Below are 20,971 nucleotides of genomic sequence, written 5' to 3' on the forward strand. Positions count from 1 at the left end.
TTCGATCTGTATCGCCTGCCGGAGGAGCACGAGATGCTCCGGGAGTCGGTCCGTGCGCTGGCGGAGGCGAAGATCGCTCCGTTCGCGGCGGCGGTCGACGAGGAGGGCCGGTTCCCGCAGGAGGCGCTGGACGCGCTGGTCGCCAACGACCTGCACGCGGTGCACGTGCCCGAGAGCTACGGCGGCGCCGGCGCGGACGCGCTGGCGACGGTGATCGTGATCGAGGAGGTCGCGCGCGCCTGCGGCTCGTCCTCGCTGATCCCGGCCGTCAACAAGCTCGGTTCGCTGCCGGTGATCCTGTCGGGTTCGGAGGAGCTGAAGAAGAAGTACCTCGGCCCGCTGGCCAAGGGCGACGCGATGTTCTCCTACTGCCTGTCCGAGCCCGACGCGGGCTCCGACGCGGCCGGGATGAAGACCCGCGCGGTCCGCGACGGCGACTTCTGGGTCCTCAACGGCGTGAAGCGGTGGATCACCAACGCCGGCGTCTCCGAGTACTACACGGTGATGGCCGTCACCGACCCGGAGAAGCGGTCGAAGGGCATCAGCGCCTTCGTCGTGGAGAAGGGCGACGAGGGCGTCTCCTTCGGCGCGCCGGAGAAGAAGCTCGGCATCAAGGGCTCCCCGACCCGCGAGGTCTACCTCGACAACGTGCGCATCCCCGCCGACCGCATGATCGGCGCCGAGGGCACCGGCTTCGCCACCGCGATGAAGACCCTCGACCACACCCGCATCACCATCGCCGCCCAGGCCCTCGGCATCGCCCAGGGCGCCCTGGACTACGCCAAGGGCTACGTCACCGAGCGCAAGCAGTTCGGCAAGCCGATCGCCGACTTCCAGGGCGTGCAGTTCATGCTCGCCGACATGGCCATGAAGCTGGAGGCCGCCCGCCAGCTCACCTACGCCGCCGCCGCCAAGTCCGAGCGCGTGGACGGCGACCTGACCTTCTTCGGCGCCGCCGCCAAGTGCTTCGCATCCGACGTCGCCATGGAGGTCACCACCGACGCCGTCCAGCTCCTCGGCGGCTACGGCTACACCCGCGACTACCCCGTCGAGCGCATGATGCGCGACGCCAAGATCACCCAGATCTACGAAGGCACCAACCAGGTCCAGCGCATCGTCATGGCCCGCAACCTCCCGTAATCCCCACACGGGAACACCGCGGCCCCCGGAGCTTCCGCTCTCGGGGGCCGCGGCGCGTTCAGAACTTCTCGACCGTCTGGCCGTCCGGGACCTGGTAGCAACCGGACGTCAGGAACAGGTTCAGGTTCGGCCGGGCGTCCTTGGCGAAGTAGGCGATCTTGACCCCGTACTTCTTCCCGTCGTTGTCGGCGGTGATGGCGAGATTCTCGTTCTTGCTGGTGTCGGGGCCGTATTCGACGACCTTCCAGCCGTGCTTGGGCAGTTCCTCCCTCAGCCGCTCCATGACGCCCTTGAGCTGATCGGGAGACGTGGGAGTGAAGGTCCAAGGGTGGAAGACCGTGAAGTACTTCGCCGGGTCCTTGCCCGCGCACTCCGAGACGCCAGGCCTGGTGTCGCTCGCCTCTCCCTTGACGCCGATGAGGTCGTAGAGCTCGCTGGAGATCTTCTCCGCCGTGCGCGCCGCCTGGTTCGTCGTGGCGGTGCCCGCGGAAGGAAGGCCGCCGGATTCCTTGTCGTTCATGCTGCATCCCGTGAGGATCGTGAGAGCGAGGGACAGGAGGAACGCGCACGCCCCCGCCTTGGTCTTCATTCAGCGCACTCCTGGCGTGGGGTTGGGCGGGGGCTTGAGGGTGACGGAGTCGCCCTTGCCGGCGACGACCAGAGCCTGGTTCCGAAGGCTTTCGCTGCCTTCCTTCCCGACGTCGCTGTGATCCTCGGAGGGTGGGAGAGCAGGGTGTGCGCCGGGGTGGTGCTCAGGGTGCCGTCGACGACGCTCTCCCCGCCGTTGCACCACCCGGGGCTCAAGCCGAAACGAGGACGGGTCCTGTCCTGTCACTTCGCCTTGAAGCAGGCCGATTCGACGGCAACGTTGATCAGGTCCGGGGAGTTTTCTTTACGATTCGCCTTGTACAGGCGGGCGTCGAGTGCGAATTCCCGGTTGCTCGACTCTGCGATGATCTGGGGACTCCTGGACTTGCTGCCGTCCGTGCCGTCCTTCACGATCGTCCACCCGTTCTTGGGAAGCTCGGTTCGCAAGCGTTCCATGGCCTGCTCCATGTCGGCGAACGGAACGTCGTGGACACTCCAGGGATGACGGGCGCGGTAGACCTCGTCCTCGTCGTCGTAGCCGGAGCAACGTGAGATCATCGCGCCGGACTTGGTCACCTTCCCGTTGATCCCCAGCATGTCGAGGATGCCGCTGGACGTCTTCTCCACATCCTCCTGCACCCCCGCGCTGTCGCGCTCTTTCACCGTCGTCTCGCTTCCGCTCGTGCACGACACAGCCAGCGTGCAGGTCGCCATGACAAACATGAATGCCGAGAATCGCCTACTCAAGTGCAACCCTCTCGTAATGGCCGGCAATGACGGCTGCTTGGTTCCTGAGGCTCAAAGAGTCCGCGTCGAAGAATTCTGAGTGATTGCCCGCGTCGCTCTGCATGATGTTGCCGCCGAAGGAGTCGTCGGTCGGGATGGTCCAGTTGTCGCCGAGGCCTACGAAGCGGCCTCCCTGCCGTACGACCTGGTCGTTCCAGGGGGCGCCCATGGCCCACACGTGGTCGGGCTTGACTCCCAGGTCCCCTGCGTGGTCTGCCTGCACTCCGGGACTTCCGGCGAAAACGAAGTCGTTCGCCACCTGCGGATCCTTCCAGCTCCCGGACTGTGCTGCGACGCCCACCACGGTACTGCCGTAGCTGTGGCCGATGACTGTCGTGTGCGAGGGGGCCCCATCGACCGCCTCCTGGGCCGCCCGGTTGCCCTGGAGGAAGTCGTACAGGCGAGGGCCGCCTTCCTCGGCGTACTTTCCGCTCGTGGCCTGCGTGATGACGCCGTCAGGAGCGTTGTAGTCAAGCCACGTGATGGTGGCGAACTCCTGCGTAGGTGCCAGACTTTGGGCCTCTGACCACAGACGCTCGCCCCGGCCGATGTCGCCGTGGTCGTGCCCCTCACCGATGGCTTCGATACCTGCGAAGGTGCCCGGGACGTAGACGGCCACGTGATCGGCCGTGTCCGGGTTGCCGTTGGCGAGGATGACCTTGCCGTCGTCGAGTCCGACGGGATCGAAGCCCAAGAGGTAGGCCTCGGGCAGGCCCTTCTCGCCGGTTCGGTCGAAGCGGGCCTGGATGGCGTCCATCCCCTTCATCACGTTCTCCAGCTTCGCCTTCCTTTCCCCGTACTTCTCGTGCCACTCCCGCCATTCCGGGGTGATCATGGCCATGGGGTAACCCCCGTTGGGGTTGGGGGCGAACTTGGTCGGCTCCTTCGGCATGCCGTCCAGCTCCAGCCGGTATGCCGCCTTGGTCTCAGCCAGGACCATGCGATTCGCCTCGTCGCGAACGTCGGACGGGAGCCCGTTCATCGCTCCGAGGGCGCCTGGGTGGACAGAGAGGTAGTCGGCCCGCTGCTGCGGGGTGAGGCCCTTCCACCATTCGGCGTTCTGGTAGGGCGTGCCGTCCTTGGGCGGGGCCTTGATGCTGTCCAGATAGGGGTCGGCGGTCCGGAGCACGCTGTCCATGTCCGACTTCGTGTCCGTCCAGTCCCGGTCGGTGACCTTCAGGTCGTCGTCGGCCTTCAGCGCCCGCAGCTTCGGCGCCCACTTGGCGTCGGCCTCCGTCGCCTCCTTCAGTGCGTCGGCGATCCGGTTCGCGAAGCCGAGCGCCTTGCCGTAGTGCGGGTTGGGGTGGATGTTGATCGCCTGGCGCTCGATCGCGTCCGAGGTCTCGGTGCCCCCGGCACTGCCGGTCACCGTGCCGCCGTCGGCGGTCTTGTCCGCGCCGGGCTTCGCGCCCGGCGGGAAGGTGACCGAACCGTTCGGGTTCACGGTGCAGCCGGCCGCCTGGGCGTCGGAGATCGCCGCGTCCAGCTTCCGCTTGGCCGCGCCGAGGTCGAAGGCGAAACCATTCAGCGCGGTGCTGACCAGACCGCACTCGGTCTGCGCGTAGTGGAAGTTCTTCGACAGTTCCTTGAGCTCGCCCAGGGCGGCCTCGGCGGCCTTGCCCTTCAGTTCGGCGCGGATACCGGAGGTGATCTTGATGTCGATGGTGTCCTTGGCCGCCATGGCCATGTCACCAGCCGCCCGGTAGCCGTCCGCGGCCTCCTCGTACTCGGCCTGCTTGAAGGCCCGCAAGGTCTCCAGGTCCATGGACGCCGTCACTTCTCCTTCGCCTGGCCGCCGACGGCCTCGGTGTCGGTGTACCGCTTCGCGAGTACGGCGATGTCCTGCTCGACCGTCTCGTCGGTCTTCGCCAGGTCGCTGCCCGACTTCCGGAGCAGCCCGCCGAGCGCCTCACAGCGGCCGCTCACGTCCCCGAGGTACTTCTTCCAGGAGTCGTACAAATCCTTCTGCGCCGCCGCGCTCTGCATCCCCTGGCCGTCGCCCAGCCCCGCCTGGCCGGTCTCCAGCTTGGTCAGCGCCGTGGTGACGCCCTCCTTCAGGCCCGAGACGCCCTCGCCGGCCTTCACCCAGGCCCGCTTGTCCGTCTTCAGGTCCTCCGAGTACCCCCCGCCGGGCGCCGGCGCCACCTGGTTCAGGCGCATCGACGGCGACTGGCGCGCCGCCGTCTCCGCCTTGAGCTGTTCCCACTCGTCCCATGGCATGTGCGAATCTCCCCGTTCTTCCGGCGGAACTCTGCCACTTCAGGCGGCGATTCGCCAAGATTCTCGGGTTTGCCGTCCGAAATCAAACGGTCGGCGTCCGAACAGGACGCCGACCGGGCCGAGTCGAGCTCGGCGGTTCGAGCTCAGCAGTTTCGAGCTCAGCGGTTTTCGAGCTCAGCGGTTCGAGGTGACCGTGACCTTCTCGTCGTTCCTGATCTGTTCCACCAGCTGCTTCACCTTCGGCATGTCCCACTTGAGGGAGCCCTGCGGCGCGCTGCCCGCGATCGGCATGTTCATCGACGTGCCGCCCCCGCTGCTGATGCCCTTCATCGCGAAGAACATCGTGGCCAGGTTGTACAGCGACATGTCCTTGTCCACGATCAGCGTGTCCAGACCCGCGCCGAGCGTCGGGTACAGCTTGAACGGGTTGAGGATCGTGCCTGGCGTCGCCGCCTGACTCGCCAGCGCCGACAGGAACTTCTGCTGGTTCTTCGTACGGGCCAGGTCGGACTCGGCGAAGGCGTAGCGGGTGCGGACGAAGGCCAGGGCCTGCTCGCCGTTGAGGGTCTGCGTGCCGGCCTGGAAGTCGGCGCCGGACTTCTTGTCCTTGAAGCCCTTCTCGATGTTCAGCTCGACACCGCCGAGCGCGTCCACGATGTTCGCGAAGCCGGCGAAGCCGATCTCCGCGTAGTGGTCGATGCGCAGGCCGGTGTTGAACTCGACCGTACGGACGAGGAGTTCGGGCCCGTCCATGGCGTACGCGGCGTTCAGCTTGGCGCCGCCGCGCGCCGGGTACTTCTTTCCGGACTCCGAGCCCACGAACGACGGGATCGTCACCCACGAGTCACGCGGAAGCGAGACCATCGTGTTCCCGCTGGAGCAGGCCGCGAGGATCATCATCGAGTCGGTCCGCTTGCCCTCCGCGGAGCCGGTGTGCAGCTTCTTCTTCTCCTCGGCCGTCATGCCCTCACGGCTGTCGGAGCCGACGATCAGATACGTGGTGCAGTCGCCCTCGGAGGGGCGCTCGATCACCTTGGAGAGGTCGACCTCGTTGCGCATCTTCGAGCTCGCCCAGGCGTACGTGCCGACGCTCCAGCCGACCACGGCCACGGCGAGCACGATCGAACCGATCTTGATCCGGCGCCGCCAGTCGGGCGCGCCGGCGCCGCCGCCGGTCCGCGGCGGCGAGTACTGCGGCGGCACGGTGCCGGGACCGCCGGGACCGCCCGGGCCCCGGCCGGGGCCCTGCGGGCCGCCGTAGACCTGGCCCGAGCTGTAGCCGGAGTCGTAGCCGGAGACCTGCGCCTGCGTGAAACTCGGGTGGTAACCCTCGTCACGGCCCTGGCCGCGCGCCTGGTTGTGCCCCTGGCCGTACTGCTGCTGCTCGTGCTGTTGCGGGTACGGCTGCTGCGGGGGGACCTGCGGACGCTGCACGTGGCGCATCCGGCGAGGCCCCTCGGGCTGGGCGTCGGGCCAGTCATTCATGCGGAACAGTGTGCCGGTCGGCCCCGGTGGCCCGACAGGGCGGGTGGGGAATCGGGTCGGCGCTGTTGCCAAGCTGATGCAAACCGGACGGCGCCGCGACCTGGGCCCCGGGGCGGGCGTCCCCGGGCGGGCATTCCCGGGGGGTGCTTCCCCCGGGGCGGGCGTCCCCCGGGCGGGCATTCCCGGGCAGGTGTCCGCCTGGCGGGCATCCCCGGGGCAGGCATACCAAGGGCGGGCATAAGGTAGAGGGCATGACAGATCAGGGCGACATCCCGGGGAAGCCCACCTCCGCCTCCCGCACCACCCTCAGCCACATCATGACGAGCCATGACACCAACCTCCTGGGTACGGTGCACGGCGGCGTGATCATGAAGCTGGTGGACGACGCCGCGGGCGCGGTCGCGGGCCGGCACTCGGGCGGCCCTGCCGTCACCGCGTCCATGGACGAGATGGCCTTCCTCGAGCCGGTCAGGGTCGGCGACCTCCTGCATGTGAAGGCCCAGGTCAACTGGACCGGCCGGTCCTCCATGGAGGTCGGCGTCCGGGTCATGGCGGAGCGCTGGAACGAGTCCACGCCCGCCACCCAGGTCGGCTCGGCCTACCTCGTCTTCGCGGCCGTCGACGCCGACGGCAAGCCCCGCCCGGTCCCCCCGGTCGTCCCGGAGACCGAGCGCGACAAGCGCCGCTACCAGGAAGCCCAGATCCGCCGCACCCACCGCCTGGCCCGCCGCCGCGCGATCATGGAACTCCGCGAACGCCGGGTGGCGGAGGGCTACGAGGACTGAGCCGCCGGCCGCCGGCTCCCGCCCGCGACGGCCCGTCGCCCCGGCCCCGCGCCTGTGATCACGGGCACACCACCTGGTCGCCCCTGACCGCCTCGAACTGGCCCGACTGCCGCTCGCGCTCCCGGACCGGCGTCACGCCCTTGTAGTCCGCGCCGACCGTGACCCGCAGCGTCGCGCCCTGGCCCTTCACCGGGCGGAGCTCCGCGCCCGGCAGGGCGGCCGCCAGGGACCTTGCCGAGCGGTCCCAGCCCGGGTCGTACTCGACGAGCGTGCGCGTGTGCTCCCGGCCCCCGTCGGCGGTCCTCGGCGCGCGCGTCGTGTCGAAGCCGGTGGCGCGGAGCGCCTCGTCGACCCGGCCGCCGAGCCCGTCCGTGCGGGTCCCGTTGTCGACCTGCACCCGGATCGACCGCGGCGCGACGTCCACGTCGACCGGTTGCGGCCCCCTGGCGGCGGCCGGCGGCCGGGCGGGCGCCAGCGGCCGGTCCTCGCGCAGCGACTGGAACAGCTTCTGCGCCTTCGCCGCGTCCCACTTCACCGTGGAGCCGATCCCCTTCACCGGGAAGCTCATGTCGCCGATCGGCACCGACACGAACTCCGACGAGGCCGGCGAGAAGCCCCGCATCGCCTTCGCGAGGGCCAGCATCTGCTCCGTGCCGAAGCCCTGGTCGGCCCGGACCGAGCTCAGCATCGTCGAGGCGACCTCGCGGAACCGCACCGGGTTCAGCAGCACCCCGCCGCTGGTGACCTGGTCGATCAGCGCCGCGAGGAACTTCTGCTGGCGCTGGATGCGCCCGATGTCGGCGGCCGCGTCGACATGGCGGGAGCGCACGTACTGCAGCGCCTGCCCGCCGTCCAGCTCGTGCGTCCCGGCCGGCAGGTCGAGGCCGGTGTGGGAGTCCTTCAGCGGCTTGGTGGTGCAGATCTGCACTCCGCCGACCGCGTCGACGGTCTTCATGAAGCTGGTGAAGTCGACCTCCAGGTAGTGGTCGATCTTCACACCGGTCATCGACTCGACGGTCCGCACGGTGAGCCCGGGCCCGCCCTCCGCGTACGCCGCGTTCAGCTTCACCGGGTGGGCGTGGTGGTGCCTGCCGGTGGTGAGGTCGGTGTGCTCGGGCATCTCGGCGTACGAGTCGCGCGGCAGCGACACCACGCTCGCCCGCCCGCGGTCCTCGGAGATATGCACGAGCATCACGGTGTCCGTGCAGTGGCAGGGCGCGCCGCCGAGCCGGTACTTCCGCCGCTCCTCCTCGCTGATCCGGTCACGGCCGTCGGTGCCGACGACGAGGACGTTCATGCCGTGCCCGGCCTGCGGGCGGTTCTTCATGTCCTTGAACGGGTCGATCCGGTGGATGCCGGTGTCCAGGCTCGTCACCACCGCGTGCCCGATGCCGCCGGCGGCGAGCACCACGACGGACAGCGTGGTCGCCGCCCGCATGCCCCACCGCGGCCGTCTGGGCCGCCGCCGTCCGCGGACCGGAGCCGTCGCCGGTGCGGGGGCGCGGCGGGCGGCGGGCCGGGGAGGACGGGGCGTGCGGGAGGGTGCGGTCACCGGTGGACACCTCCGCTGGTACGACAGGGGGACCGTGAGCACCGTAGGCCCATACGATCAGCGCCACCGGGCATCACCTCCGGCGGCGCGCGACCGTGTCCCCCGTTCGCGGTAACGTGGCACGCGATGAACGCCATGCCCCCCGTCTCCGTGATCATGCCGGTCCTCAACGAGGAGCGGCATCTGCGCAACTCGGTCCGTCACATCCTGGAGCAGGAGTACGACGGCGAGATGGAGGTGGTGATCGCGCTCGGACCGTCCACGGACCGCACCGACGAGATCGCCGCCGAACTCGTCCGGGAGAACGCCGACAAGCGTGCCCGCGTGCACACCGTGCCCAACCCCACGGGCCGTACGCCCGCCGCCCTCAACGCCGCGATCAAGGCCTCCCGTCACCCGATCGTGGTACGCGTCGACGGCCACGGCATGCTGTCGCCGAACTACATCGCGACCGCCGTGCGTCTCCTGGAGGAGACCGGCGCGATGAACGTCGGCGGCATCATGCACGCCGAGGGCGAGAACGCCTGGGAGGAGGCGGTCGCGGCGGCGATGACCTCGAGGATCGGCGTGGGCAACGCGTCCTTCCACACCGGGGGCGCGGCCGGCCCGGCCGAGACCGTGTACCTGGGCGTGTTCCGCCGCGAGGCGCTGGAGCGGCAGGGCGGCTACAACGAGGAGTTCATCCGCGCCCAGGACTGGGAGCTGAACTTCCGCATCCGCGAGGCCGGCGGACTGATCTGGTTCTCGCCGGAGCTGCGCGTCCAGTACCGCCCGCGCCCCTCGGTGCGCGCGCTCGCCAAGCAGTACAAGGACTACGGCCGCTGGCGGCACGTGGTGGCCCGCTACCACGAGGGCTCCATCAACCTGCGCTACCTGGCCGCGCCGACCGCCGTCTGCGCCATCGCCGCCGGCGTCGTGGTGGGCGCCACACTCACCCCGCTCGGTTTCGTGGTCCCGGCCGGCTACCTGGCGGCGATCACCGCGGGCTCGGTCCCGGCCGGCAAGGGCCTGTCCCTGAAGGCGCGGCTGCAGATCCCGGTGGCCCTGGCGACCATGCACATGTCGTGGGGCTTCGGCTTCCTGACCAGCCCGCGCTCACTGGCGAAGAAGGTCATCGCGAGCAGGCGGCCGGTGGTGAAGGCCGACCCGACGCCGGGGAAGACCGGGACGGCCGGTGCGGCAGCCCCGACCGGTGCGACCGGTGCGACCGGTGCGGCGGAGGCGGCCGGGGCGGCCGAGACCGTCTGAGTCCTCGTACGGCGCCTGGTGCAGGCCCTGCCAGGGGCATCCAGCCACGGGTCGCCCTGCCAGGGGCCATCCAGCCACGGGTCGCTCTGCCGCAGGCCGCCCCCACAAGCCCGGAAACGGCGGTGGCCGGGCCCCTCCAGGGGGTCCGGCCACCGCCGTTTCAGGTGGCGGACCGTCAGCGGTCAGCTCTTGCCGTCCCACTGGTAGACCGAGTAGACGTCCATGCAGTCCGCCTTGTCGGACGCACCCTCCGGCAGGTCACCGGCCTCCACCTGCGGCTTCTTGTAGGTGGAGCCCTCGCGCCAGTCGGCGCCGACGATCAGCGTGACGTCCGTGACCTGGGCGTCCGCGCGGACCGCCGCGGCCGGCAGGCCGAGCGCCGTGGCCACGGACTGGGCGTTGGCCTTGCCCTGGTCGCCGTCACCCTTCGGGTAGAACACCACGGTGTCCTTGCGCGGCTGGGCCTCCCGGGAGGCGTCGGCCCGGTCGAAGCCCTTGCCCTGCAACAGCTCCGCCACCGTGCCGGCCCGGCCCTTGGCGGCCGGCCGGTCGTCGCCCGCGGTGCCGTTGACCACCGTGACGCCGAAGGAGTCCGGTGCCTCCGCGGCGACCGAGGGCTTCGCCGGCGCCGAGGACTTCGGCTTGGGCTTCGCGTCGGCCGGGTCGCCGTTCTTGTCCATGGCGACGTCGTCGCGGAGCATCGCCCACATCTTGTCGGCGGCCGACGGGACCAGCTCCAGCCACGCCTTCGGGTTGCCCGGGTACTCCCGCGTCGGGACGGTGGCCGTGGTCAGCCGGTCGAGCTTCACGTTCTTCAGCTGCATCGACAGGTTGAAGAGCTTGCTCACCGACTTGATCTCGTCGGAGACCGCGAGGGCCGTGGTGGCGGTCTCCGCGAGCCCCGTGAGCCGGCCGGTGTCGGTCCAGGCGTTCTGCTCCTGGAGCTTCTTCATCATGCCGTTCATGTACATGTGCTGGGCCTTGGCCCTGTTCTGGTCGCTGCCGAACGCGTGCCGGGTGCGCAGCCACTGGAGCGCCTGCTCGCCCTTGACCTCGGTCGTCCCCTTGGGCAGCTTCAGGCCGGAGCCGCCCTTCTGCTGCGGCGTCGACTTGTCGTACACGCCGGTCTTCACGCAGACGGGGACGCCGCCGACCTCGTCGGCCATCGCCACCACACCGACGAAGTCGACCATGATCCAGTGGTCGATGTAGACGCCGGTGAGGGTCTCCCAGGTGGTGAGCGTGCAGCCGGGGCCGCCGCGGCTGAGCGTCTCGTTGATGGGCCGGGTGTTCGTCGCGGCGTACGTCTGGCCCTTGTCGTCCGTGCACTTGGGGATCGGGACGACGGTGTCGCGCGGGATCGAGATGATCGAAGCGTTCTTCCGGTCCGCCGAGACGTGCAGCAGCATCTGCACGTCGGCGAGCGGCTTGCGGTTCCGGTCGTTCTTGCCGCCGCCCAGGGCCACGTTCCGGGCGTCGGAGCGGTCGTCGGAGCCGATGAGCAGGATGTTCAGCGGGGTGTCGCCCAGCGCGTTCGGCGCGGCCTTCTTCACGCCGCTGTCGCCGCCCGCGCGGGCACCGCCGCGGAGGTTGCCGTTGAGGTGCTGGTAGTAGAGGTAGCCGGCGCCCGCCGTGCCGAGTATCAGCAGCGACAGCGTCACGGCCACCCAGCGGAGTATCCGGCGTTTGCCGGACTTCCTGGCCCGGCGGCGCGGGCCGCCGCGCCGGTGCCCCGTACCGCTGCCACCGCCCTTGCCGCCCGTACGGCCCGGGCTGTCCGTGGCGACCGCGCCTTCGTCACCACCGGGGCCGCCGTCACCGGGGCCGCCGTCACCGCCGGAGCCGCCCCGGGCCCGGCGGGCGCGCGGCACCGTGACGCCCGGGCCCCTGCCCCGGCCGCCGTCCGCGGAACCGGTCCCGGACGCGTGCCCGGACCCGTCCTCGTAGAGACTCTCGTCCCAGCCCAACTCACGGGCGCGCGAGGCGCGTTCCCGCGCCCCCTCCCCACGCACGCTGCTCTGTCCCACCCCAGGTCTCCTCAAGTCACTCAGGTGCGGCCGGCCAAGGCCGGACGTGTCCGGCTCACTTGGCGCACACCTGCTTGTCTGCCGTCTGCGCACCCTCCGGCGCCTTCGCCGGACCGGTGAGGGGCACCCCCGCGCCCTTGTAGTCGTCGCCGAGCACCAGCGTCATGGGCTCACGCTCCGCGGCGGCCTGCGTGCCCTGCCGGAGAGCCGAGGCCGGCAGGCCCATCAGGTCCGCGAGCTTGCGGGCCTGGTCGGCCTGGTTCGGCGCGTACGTGAGCGTGGTCTTCGCCGCCTTCTCGGGCGCGTTGCTCCTGTTGCTCGACCGCGTCACGCCGTGCTCGTTCTGCAGCCAGTCGATCGTCTTCTGCGCCGCGCCCGTCTTGCCGCTGCCGTTGTAGACGTCGACGCGGACCTCGCGCGCGGTGGAACGGGGACCCTGGAGAAGCTTCGCCTCGGCCTGCGCCTGGGCGTTCTTGGCGTCCTGTTCCTTCTTCTTCACCTCGGTCAGCGAGGTGTCGGACAGCATCATCTCGAAGAGCCGCGGGGCTTCCTCCGGGTGCGGGACGACCGTGACCGGCTTGGGCTCGGCCGGGTTGTCGATGACCGGCATCGTCAGGAAGGTGATGTTCTTCGTGTCGATCTTGGACAGCTCCCCGGCCAGGGACTTCAGCTTGGAGATGCTCCCTATGCCGGTGTCGACGGTGAGCGCCTTGGTCGCGGCGTCGGCGAGGTCGAACAGCTTGGTCGGCGAGGTGAGCGTGTCGTCCGACTTCATCTGACGGATCATCGAGCTGAGGAACTGCTGCTGGACCTTCATGCGGTCGAGGTCGCTCTTGTTGCCGAAGCTGGAGCGGGTGCGGACGAAGGCCAGCGCCTGCTCTCCCATGATCGTCGACTCGCCCTTGGGCAGCTTCAGATGCGACTTCGGGTCGTCGACCGGCTTCTCCACGCAGACCTTCACGCCGCCGACGGCCGTCGTCATCTCCTTGACGGCGTTGAAGTCGGCCATCATGAAGTGGTCGACGGTCAGGCCGGTGATCTCCTTGACCGTGCGCATGGTGCAGCCCGGGTCGCGGCCCGACTGGCCGAGGCTGATGTTGAAGCGCTGTCTCTGCTGGCCGGGGATCTTCTTGACGCTGCCGTCGGGGAGCTTGGTCTCGCACTCGGGGATGTCGATGACCAGGTCCCGGGGGATGGACATCGCCGTGGCGTTCGTCCGGTCCTTGGAGACGTGGAAGAGGATCGTGGTGTCGGCGTGGCCGGGACTGTTCTTGTCCCCGTAACCGGAGTTTCCCTCACCGGTCCGCTTGTCGGTGCCGATGAGCAGGATGTTGAAGGCCTCGTCGTCCTTGAAGCCCTCGGAGCCGCCGGCCACCTCGATGGTGTTGATGTTGTTGTCGAAGTGGTTGTACAGCGCGTACGCGCCGGCGGCGCCGCCCACGAGCACGACGGCCATCGTGCCGCCGGTCCACATCAGGACCTTCTTCTTGCGCGACTTCTCCGGGCGGCGCTTGCGGCGGCCCGGCGCGGACGGCCGGTCACCGGGCTCGGCGGCACGGCGACGGCGCTGGCCCGGAACCGGCGGAGCCGCCGGAGCGGTTTCGGCCGGCCGGTCGTGGGTTCTCTGCCCGGGAGGTGTGGCACTGCCGCCGGTGCGGGGGCGCGGGTGGGACGGAGCGGCCGGCTGTGACTGCCCAGCGGAGTGGTCCAGTCGCAGTTCGTAGTTGCCCGTCTGTGGGTTGAGCACCCACTGGTCGGCGGGGTCGATCTCGTCCGCCCGTCCACGGCTGTGCGCGTCCACGGTTACTTGAGTCCTCCGTCGGTGCCACGCGAGGCGCCTCCCCCTCGGGCGCTCGGTCGTTCGATCCATCGAGTGCGCGACCACGCGGTCGGGTGCACCGGATCGCGTCACACTATCCGCCCAGTTCAGCGTGGGGCGACGTCCGTGACAAATTCCACGCCCCTTACACCCGGGCAATTTGCCCAAACCTCATCCGGCACCGTCCATCCCTTGGTTCCCCCTTTACGAACTCGCCACGAGGGCCGCACACGTCTCCGTCGCCACCGCACCCCCTCGGCCGCGTTCCGCCCGGCGGTCCCGGCGCGCCCGGACGCGCCCCCACCCGGTCACCGGCACGCCCCCTCGGCCGCGTTCCGCCCGGCGAACGACGGCGCCGCCGACGAGGCGCCCGGTTCCTCCGCCGTACGCCCCGACTCGCCAGCCCCGTCCGACTCCCCGGCCCCGTCCGCCTTCCCGGTGCCGCCCGGGCGGACGGTGACCGGTTGGTCGGCGCGCAACCGCGCGAAGAGCTGGTCGGCGGCGGGTTGCACCAGTTCGTCCCGGTTCGGGTTGGGCGGGTACGACCGCCGGGGCACCGTCAGGAACTGCACCTTCTCGGTCGGGATCGCCCGCATCGACCGGGCCAGGTCGTACAGGTCCCGGAGCGACGCGAGCCCCGGATCGGTCGTGATCGACTTCGTCGCCGCGTCCAGCACCGGATACAACCGGGTCGGATTGAGCAGGACGCCGTCGCTCTGCACCTTGCTGACCAGGGCCCCCAGGAACTGCTGCTGCCGGTCCATCCGCTCGGTGTCGCTGCCGTTCCCGAGCGACTTCCGGGCCCGGACGAAACCGAGCGCCTGCTCGCCGTGCAGGACCTGCCGGCCGGCGGGCAGCTTCAGATGGGCGTCCTCGTCGTCGATCGGCTCCTTGAGACAGATCTCGACGCCGTCGACGGCGTCGACCATCTTCTTGAAGCCGCGGAAGTCGATCACCATGTGATGGTCGATCCGGATCCCGGTCAGCTTCTCCAGGGTGCGGATGGTGCAGGCGGTGCCGCCGAACTCGAAGGCCCAGTTGAACTGAGCGAACTGCGGCGAGGTCCGCCCCCCGTCCTGGCCCCCGCCCTCCTTGCCGCCCTCCTTGCCACCCTTCTTCCCGCCCTTCTTCCCGCCCTTCTCGCTTCCCGTCCTGGCGCAGCTGGGAATGTGCACCATCAGGTCGCGGGGGATCGACACCGCGGTCGCCCCCGCCCCGCCGGCGGAGAGGTGCAGCAGGATCGTGGTGTCCGACCGCTGGGTGCCGCCGTCCTGCCCGTACTTGCCGTTCCCGGCGCCCGCGCGCGTGTCCGAGCCGATGAGCAGGATGTTCCGCGCCGCGTTCACGGCGGGCGAGGGCCGCTCCTTCTCGTACTTGAGCAGCTCGGCCGCGGCGGTGGTGTCCGTGGTGATGTTCCCGTCCAGCTTCCGGTACAGCCACCAGCCCACCCCCGCCGCCATCAGCACCACGACCGCCGCCCCCAACGCCGTCCAGCGCAGCCAGCGCCGCCGCCCGCGAGCGCCCCCGGGGGGCGTGTCTGCGCTGTCCGTCACGTCTGATCCGTCCTCGATGGCGTCGGCGGCACGTGGCACGCCGGCCACTGAGGTAGACGGCGGATCCCGGCCCACGGTTCTGCGGAAGGCATCGATACCCCCGAGCCGATCATGTACCGGACTCCCCACCCACACCCGAGTACGCGGCGAGTCGATCCACCACACGGGTGACCCAACCCCCCTCCCACCGGCCCCACGGGGGAGGAGGCGGCGCCGTCGTTCGCGTCTCGGTGTGAGCTGAGCTCGGCGGGGCGGTGCTGTGGTCGTGCCTCGGCGTGGGGCGCGTGCTCGGCGGGGCGGTGCTGTGGTCGTGGCCTCCGTGTGGGCCTGAGCTCGGCGGGGCGGTGGGGGGTCGGACCTCCGCGCGGGGCCCGCGCCTGGCGGGGCGGTGCCCGTCCTTGTACCTCCGTGTGGGCATTCGTCCCGCTGGGGCGGGACGGGTGGGCACACGGGACGGCGCCCTTGCGGGCGCGTTCCGCCCCTGCGCCTGCCCGCCACCCCCGGAACGGTGCGCCGTTCACACCGCGCGGCGCGCGAAGGGACCCGGCCCCGTCCGACGGCCCGGCGCCGTCACGGGCGCCTACGGCCGCCCGTCGGCCGTAGCCGTCACCCGCTCGCTCTCCACCCGCCGCGCCAGCCCGCCCTCGTCCAACTGCTCCAGATGCGGGCACAGCACCACCGACCCACCCGCCGCGAGCGGCGCGTACAGCCCGGCCGAGACCCCGGCCCAGGTGTCGTACGCGCCACCGGACAGCAGCCGCGACCCGACCCCGAGCCCCAGCTCCTCCGCATCCGCGCGGGCGCGCTCGACGAGCTGGGCGCCCGTCAGTTCCGTACCGTCGACGACAAGCGCGGGCGCATCGGGATCGACCGGCGTGAACGGCGCGAACCGGTCACCCTGACTCGGCACCTCCACCGCGTAGTCCGCGTATCCGGCCGGCGGCGCCGGGAACCGGCGCCCCAGCGGCGCGAGGGAGAGCGCGATCCGGTCCCCGGAGCAGGCGAGGCCCGCCTCGAGCCCTTCGGGCCCCGCCACCACGTAGTCCGCGTCGGCCGGATCGCCGCCGAGCTCCGCCGTCACGCCGACGGAGGAGCAGGCGAGCAGCCACACCGCGGTCTGCCAGTGCGCGGGCAGCAGCAGCGCCACCCGGTCGCCCGGGGACGCGGACAGCTCGCCCTGGAGCAGATTGGCGGTCTTCGCCACCCAATTGGCGAAGGTGGCCACCGACAATTCCACGCGTTCACCGGTGGCGTCGTCGTAGAAAGTGACCAAGGGGCGGGCGGGATCCGCGGCGAGCGCGGATCGCAGCAGGTCGGCAGGGGTGCGGTCGCTGGCGTTCACGCGGGCAAGCGTACGCGCGCCGCCCGGCGGGGTCCGCCGTACCGGTGACGTCGTCCACCGGTCGGCCCGACGGGGCGTCAGTTTCCGTGCGCGTTCCCGCCGAGCGGAACCCGGGCGCGGTGCGGACGATCGCTCCATGCGTGCCTACCTCGCCTCCTCGATCGCCGTCACGTGCGCGGCGGCACTCGCCCTGCCGCTCGCCCTCACGACCCCGGCCGGCGCGGCCGCAGCGCTGACCGCCCCTGCCGTCCGTACGGACCCACCCGCCTCCGCCGTACGCGCGGACCCAGCAGCCCCAGCAGCCCCAGCAGTCCCGGCGGCCCTGGCCGCCCCGGCCGCCCCGGCTGACGAGGCCGCCGTGACGGCGGCGGCGCAGCAGGGCGACCTCGCGGGGTCGACCCAGTCGCTCCCCCTGGAGCCCCTGGACCCCGTCGAACCCCGCGAACCCGGCGAACCGCAGGGATCTCTCGAGCCCCTCGACGAGCGCGAACCGCAGGTCCACGGCCGGTCGGTGGGGCGCCCCGCCGAGGCGGCGGGGGAGCAGGGCCTCACCCGACGGGACGTCAGGCCGTTCTCGCTCGTCGGCGTGGTCTGGGACGACGCGCGTGCCCCGCTGCACGGCACCGTCCAGGTCCGCACCCGGGCCGCGGCGGACGGAGCGTGGTCCGCGTGGCAGGACGTGGAGACCCACAACGACGAGCACGGCGCCGACCCGGCCACGGCGGAGGGACGTTCGGGCGCCCTGCGCGGGGCCACGGCGCCGCTGTGGGTGGGCGCGTCGGACGGCGTCGAGGTCCGCGTACGCCCGGAAGCGGGAGCGCGAGAAGCCGCGCCTCTCCCGGCGGGCCTGCGCCTGGAACTGGTCGACCCGGGCCCGGACCCGGGCACCGACCGGGCCGCGGACTCGGGCGAGCAGCAGGCGCCGGAAGCCACGCGGGACTCCGCTCCGGGCATCGCCCCGGACATCGCTCCGGACGTCGCCCCGGACACCGCTCCGGACGTCGCTCCGGACGTCGCCCGGGACTCCGCTCCCGGCCCGGCCTTCGCCCCCCGCCTCGCCCCGCACGCGAAGTCCGTCGCGCGGACGGCGGTGCCCGCACCCGACCCGGCCGGCGGCTGGGTCGCCGAACAGGCCGCCGTCCAGGCCGCCGCCCGGGCGGCCGACAGGTCCGCCGCCGCGAGCGTCGACGTGTCGGGCCTCGCCGCCTCCGCCGACGCCGCGGAACTCCCCGCCCTGACCCGCGCCCAGACCCTGGCGGCCGCAGCCGCCGACCGGGCTGCCGACCGAGCAGCCGCGCAGGCGGCTCCCGCGGCCCCGGCAGCCCCCGCGGCCCCGGCAGCCCCCGCGGCTCCCGCCGCCCAAGCCGCTCCCGCCGCCCCGGCGGCCGCGGCCGCGAAGCCGTACATCGGTCCCCGCCCCAAGATCATCACCCGCAAGGGCTGGGGCGCCGACGAGAAGATGCGCGAGCGGAAGTTCGTCTACACGAAGACGATCAAGGCGGCGTTCGTCCACCACACCGCCACCGGCAACAACTACACCTGCAAGCAGGCCCCCTCCGTGCTGCGCAGCATCTACCGCTACCACGTGAAGAGCCTGGGCTGGCGTGACTTCGGCTACAACTTCGCCGTCGACAAGTGCGGAAACATCTACGAGGGCCGGGCCGGCGGCGTCTCCAAGCCGGTCCTGGGCGCCCACACCCTCGGCTTCAACACGAACAGCATGGGCGTCGCCGTCCTCGGCACGTACGGCAGCTCGACGCCGCCGGCCGCCGTCGTGACGGCCGTCGCTCGGCTGACCGCGTGGAAGCTGGGGCTGCACGGGGTGAATCCGAAGGGAAAGGTGACGCTCACCTCGGGAGGGGGAAACCGCTACAAGAAGGGCAGCAAGGTGAAGTTCAACGCCATCGCCGGCCACCGCGACGGTTTCGCCACCGAGTGCCCGGGCGTACGTCTCTACGGCAAGCTCGGCACCGCCCGCTCGGCCTCGGCGAAGTACCAGGGAAGGGGCTGACGGGAGGCGCGGAAAGGATGTGCGGAGGGGACGTGCGGGGGGCGCGGAATCAACCCGGCTCAACCATCTGCATAAACTGACCGGTCATATCGTACGGACGGCCGAACGAATGCCGTCCCCGGTGACGAGACCGGACCCGAACAGGAAGCAGAGACGACAGGTGACCGAAGCGATTCTCCTGGTCGGTGGCAAAGGCACCCGGCTGCGTCCCCTGACGATCAACACGCCCAAGCCGATGGTTCCGGCGGCCGGCGTCCCCTTCCTGACGCACCAGCTGGCCCGGGCCCGGGCGGCGGGCGTGGAGCACATCGTCCTCGCCACCTCGTACCTGGCGGAGGTCTTCGAGCCGTACTTCGGTGACGGCTCGAAGCTCGGTCTGAGCATCGAGTACGTCACCGAGGAGGAGCCGCTCGGCACCGGCGGTGCCATCCGCAACGTGGCCTCGCGGCTCCGCTCGGCGCCCGAGGACCCGGTCCTGATCTTCAACGGCGACATCCTCACCGGCCTGGACATCCAGGCCCTCGTCGCCACGCACCGGTCCTCGGGCGCGGACGTCTCCCTCCACCTCACGCGGGTGGAGGACCCGCGCGCCTTCGGTCTGGTCCCGACGGACCCGACCGGCCGGGTCACGGCCTTCCTGGAGAAGCCGCAGACCCCGGAGGAGATCGTCACCGACCAGATCAACGCGGGCGCGTACGTGTTCCGGCGCTCGGTGATCGACACGATCCCGGCGGGCCGGCCGGTCTCCGTCGAACGCGAGACGTTCCCGGAGCTGCTCGCCTCCGGCGCGCACCTGCAGGGCATGGTCGACTCCACGTACTGGCTCGACCTCGGCACCCCGCAGGCCTTCGTCCGCGGCTCCGCCGACCTCGTCCTCGGCCGCGCGCCGTCGCCGGCGGTGCCGGGTCGCTGCGGTGACCGGCTGATCATGGAGACGGCGACGGTGGCGCCGGACGCGAAGCTGACCGGCGGTACGGTGATCGGCCCGGGCGCGGTGATCGGCGCGGGTGCGCGCGTCACCGGCTCGACGGTGATGGCGAACGCGGTCGTCGAACCCGGCGCCGTCGTCACCGACTCGCTCATCGGCGCGGGCGCGCGCATCGGCGCGCGCACGGTGCTGACGGGAGCGGTGATCGGGGACGGGGCGGAGGTGGGGGCGGACAACGAGCTGAGGGACGGCGTCCGCGTCTGGTGCGACACCACCCTTCCCCCAGCCTCCCTCCGCTTCTCCTCGGACCAGTAACCCTCCGCCCCCACCTACTGCTGCACGGCCATACGCGCCCACGCCCGGCTGCGCGGTGCGGTGCCCTCGCTGTACGCGCTCGCGCCCAGGTGGGCGGTGCTGTGGTGGTGCCCGCTCCCGTGTGGGGCCGCGCCTGGCTGGGCGGTGCCGTGGTGGTGCCCCCCGCCGTGTGTGCCCGCGCCTGGCTGGGCGGTGCGGTGCCGTGCCCCCCGCCGTGTGGGCTCGTGCCCTGTTGGGCGGTGCCGCGATGGCGCCGCCTCCCGTGTGGGGCCGCGCCTGGCTGGGCGGTGTGGTGTCGAGCCTCCGCCGTGTGGGCTCGCGCCCGGCTGGGCAGTGCCGTGGTGGTGCGCGCTCCCATGTGTGCCCGCGCCTGGCTGGGCGGTGCGGTGCCGTGCCCCCGCCTGGCTGGGCAGTGCGGGTGTCGCCCACTTCCTTGTGGGCTCGTGCCCTGTTGGGCGGTGCCGCGATGGCGCCGCCTCCCGTGTGGGGCCGCGCCCTGCTAGGCGGTGCGGTGTCGAGCCTCCGCCGTGTGGGCTGGCGCCTGGCTGGCGGCACGGGTGTCGCCCACCTCCATGTGGGCTGGCGCCTGGCTGGGCGGTGCGGTGGTGGTGTCCCTTCCCGTGTGTGCCCGCGCCGGGCGGTGCGGTGCGGGTGTCGCCCACCTACGTGTGGGCATTCGTCCCGCAGGGCGGGACGGGTGGGCACACGGGACGGCGCCCTTTGCGGCGCCTTCGCTCCTGGTTCCTGGCCGCACCACTACGGCGCGGCGTCCTCTGGGTGACCGTCAAGGCGCAGGGGGCCTAGGCGCGGCAGGGGCGCCGTTCCGCTGTGCCCACCCGTTCCGCCCCGGCGGAACGAATGCCCACAGCGAAACGGCGGGACGGCGGGCGCGGCCTGCGGCGGAGGCTCGCGGCGCAACGGTGGGCGCCACCCACATCGGAGCGGTGGGCGCGGCCCTGCGGGCGGAGGCCCGCAGCGCCACGGACTGAGCCGCCCACAGCGGAGCGGCAGGCCCCGCCCAAGCGCAACGGCGGTGCGGCCCCGCGGGTGGAGGCACGCAGCGCCACGGCCTGGGTCACCCACAGCGGAACGGCGATCGCGGCTCTGCGTGCGGAGGCTCACAGCGGGACGCCCACTGTGCGGGCGAAGGCCTACAGCAGAGCGACGGGGCC

15 protein-coding genes are annotated in these 20,971 nt (G+C 71.5%); 5 read left to right on the top strand and 10 right to left on the bottom strand.

All coding sequences use genetic code 11. The annotated features are described in order from the left end of the window. The coding region (locus ESG85_RS29535; RefSeq protein ID WP_246095371.1) for an acyl-CoA dehydrogenase family protein at nt 1-1,140 on the top strand (1,140 nt) is incomplete at its 5' end. Between the two features lie 58 nt (nt 1,141-1,198). Here ESG85_RS29535 and ESG85_RS29540 read toward each other — a convergent pair. The 5 genes from ESG85_RS29540 to ESG85_RS29560 form a co-directional block, all read right to left on the bottom strand. Continuing rightward, entirely contained in the window at nt 1,199-1,729 is a 531-nt protein-coding gene (locus ESG85_RS29540; protein WP_128984247.1) for a hypothetical protein, read from the bottom strand. A gap of 242 nt (nt 1,730-1,971) precedes the next feature. Next, nucleotides 1,972-2,442, bottom strand: coding sequence for a hypothetical protein (locus ESG85_RS29545; protein WP_246095377.1), 471 nt, complete (start codon nt 2,440-2,442; stop codon nt 1,972-1,974). Between the two features lie 25 nt (nt 2,443-2,467). Then, nucleotides 2,468-4,279: an alpha/beta hydrolase gene (locus ESG85_RS29550; protein WP_128984248.1), complete on the bottom strand. Its 1,812-nt coding sequence runs from the start codon at nt 4,277-4,279 to the stop codon at nt 2,468-2,470. An 8-nt stretch (nt 4,280-4,287) separates the two neighbouring features. After that, nucleotides 4,288-4,734: a hypothetical protein gene (locus tag ESG85_RS29555; protein WP_128984249.1), complete on the bottom strand. Its 447-nt coding sequence runs from the start codon at nt 4,732-4,734 to the stop codon at nt 4,288-4,290. A gap of 174 nt (nt 4,735-4,908) precedes the next feature. Beyond that, a complete protein-coding gene (locus ESG85_RS29560) occupies nt 4,909-6,219 on the bottom strand; it encodes an LCP family protein (protein ID WP_246095379.1) in 1,311 nt (436 codons plus the stop codon). A gap of 251 nt (nt 6,220-6,470) precedes the next feature. Here ESG85_RS29560 and ESG85_RS29565 point away from each other — a divergent pair, with 251 nt between their 5' ends. After that, nucleotides 6,471-7,004 (top strand): acyl-CoA thioesterase, encoded by a 534-nt coding sequence (locus ESG85_RS29565; protein WP_128984251.1) that lies wholly within the window; start codon nt 6,471-6,473, stop codon nt 7,002-7,004. Between the two features lie 58 nt (nt 7,005-7,062). Here the strand turns inward: ESG85_RS29565 and ESG85_RS29570 are convergent, their stop codons facing one another. Continuing rightward, nucleotides 7,063-8,442 (bottom strand): LCP family protein, encoded by a 1,380-nt coding sequence (locus tag ESG85_RS29570; protein ID WP_128984252.1) that lies wholly within the window; start codon nt 8,440-8,442, stop codon nt 7,063-7,065. A gap of 240 nt (nt 8,443-8,682) precedes the next feature. Between ESG85_RS29570 and ESG85_RS29575 the strand changes: the two genes are divergently transcribed. Then, entirely contained in the window at nt 8,683-9,804 is a 1,122-nt protein-coding gene (locus tag ESG85_RS29575) for a glycosyltransferase family 2 protein (RefSeq protein WP_246095381.1), read from the top strand. Between the two features lie 182 nt (nt 9,805-9,986). Here ESG85_RS29575 and ESG85_RS29580 read toward each other — a convergent pair whose 3' ends face one another. The 4 genes from ESG85_RS29580 to ESG85_RS29595 all read right to left on the bottom strand — a co-directional run bounded on the left by ESG85_RS29580 (nt 9,987) and on the right by ESG85_RS29595 (nt 16,545). Continuing rightward, nucleotides 9,987-11,831, bottom strand: coding sequence for an LCP family protein (locus tag ESG85_RS29580; RefSeq protein ID WP_164986351.1), 1,845 nt, complete (start codon nt 11,829-11,831; stop codon nt 9,987-9,989). A 55-nt stretch (nt 11,832-11,886) separates the two neighbouring features. Beyond that, nucleotides 11,887-13,632: an LCP family protein gene (locus ESG85_RS29585; protein ID WP_128984253.1), complete on the bottom strand. Its 1,746-nt coding sequence runs from the start codon at nt 13,630-13,632 to the stop codon at nt 11,887-11,889. 326 nt (nt 13,633-13,958) lie between these two features. After that, a complete protein-coding gene (locus tag ESG85_RS29590; protein ID WP_425471295.1) occupies nt 13,959-15,221 on the bottom strand; it encodes an LCP family protein in 1,263 nt (420 codons plus the stop codon). A 562-nt stretch (nt 15,222-15,783) separates the two neighbouring features. Then, the gene (locus tag ESG85_RS29595) at nt 15,784-16,545 is read right to left on the bottom strand and encodes a TIGR03089 family protein (RefSeq protein ID WP_128984254.1); all 762 of its coding nucleotides are present in this window, start codon (nt 16,543-16,545) and stop codon (nt 15,784-15,786) included. Nucleotides 16,546-16,681: 136 nt separating this feature from the next. Between ESG85_RS29595 and ESG85_RS29600 the strand changes: the two genes are divergently transcribed. Next, on the top strand, nt 16,682-18,556 hold the full coding sequence (locus tag ESG85_RS29600; RefSeq protein ID WP_128984255.1) for a peptidoglycan recognition protein family protein: 1,875 nt from the start codon (nt 16,682-16,684) through the stop codon (nt 18,554-18,556). Nucleotides 18,557-18,665: 109 nt separating this feature from the next. Then, on the top strand, nt 18,666-19,799 hold the full coding sequence (manB, locus tag ESG85_RS29605; RefSeq protein ID WP_181019151.1) for a mannose-1-phosphate guanylyltransferase: 1,134 nt from the start codon (nt 18,666-18,668) through the stop codon (nt 19,797-19,799). Nucleotides 19,800-20,971: the final 1,172 nt, after the last annotated feature.

The organism is Streptomyces roseicoloratus (assembly GCF_004117935.1).
In the GTDB taxonomy this organism is placed as follows: domain Bacteria; phylum Actinomycetota; class Actinomycetes; order Streptomycetales; family Streptomycetaceae; genus Streptomyces; species Streptomyces roseicoloratus.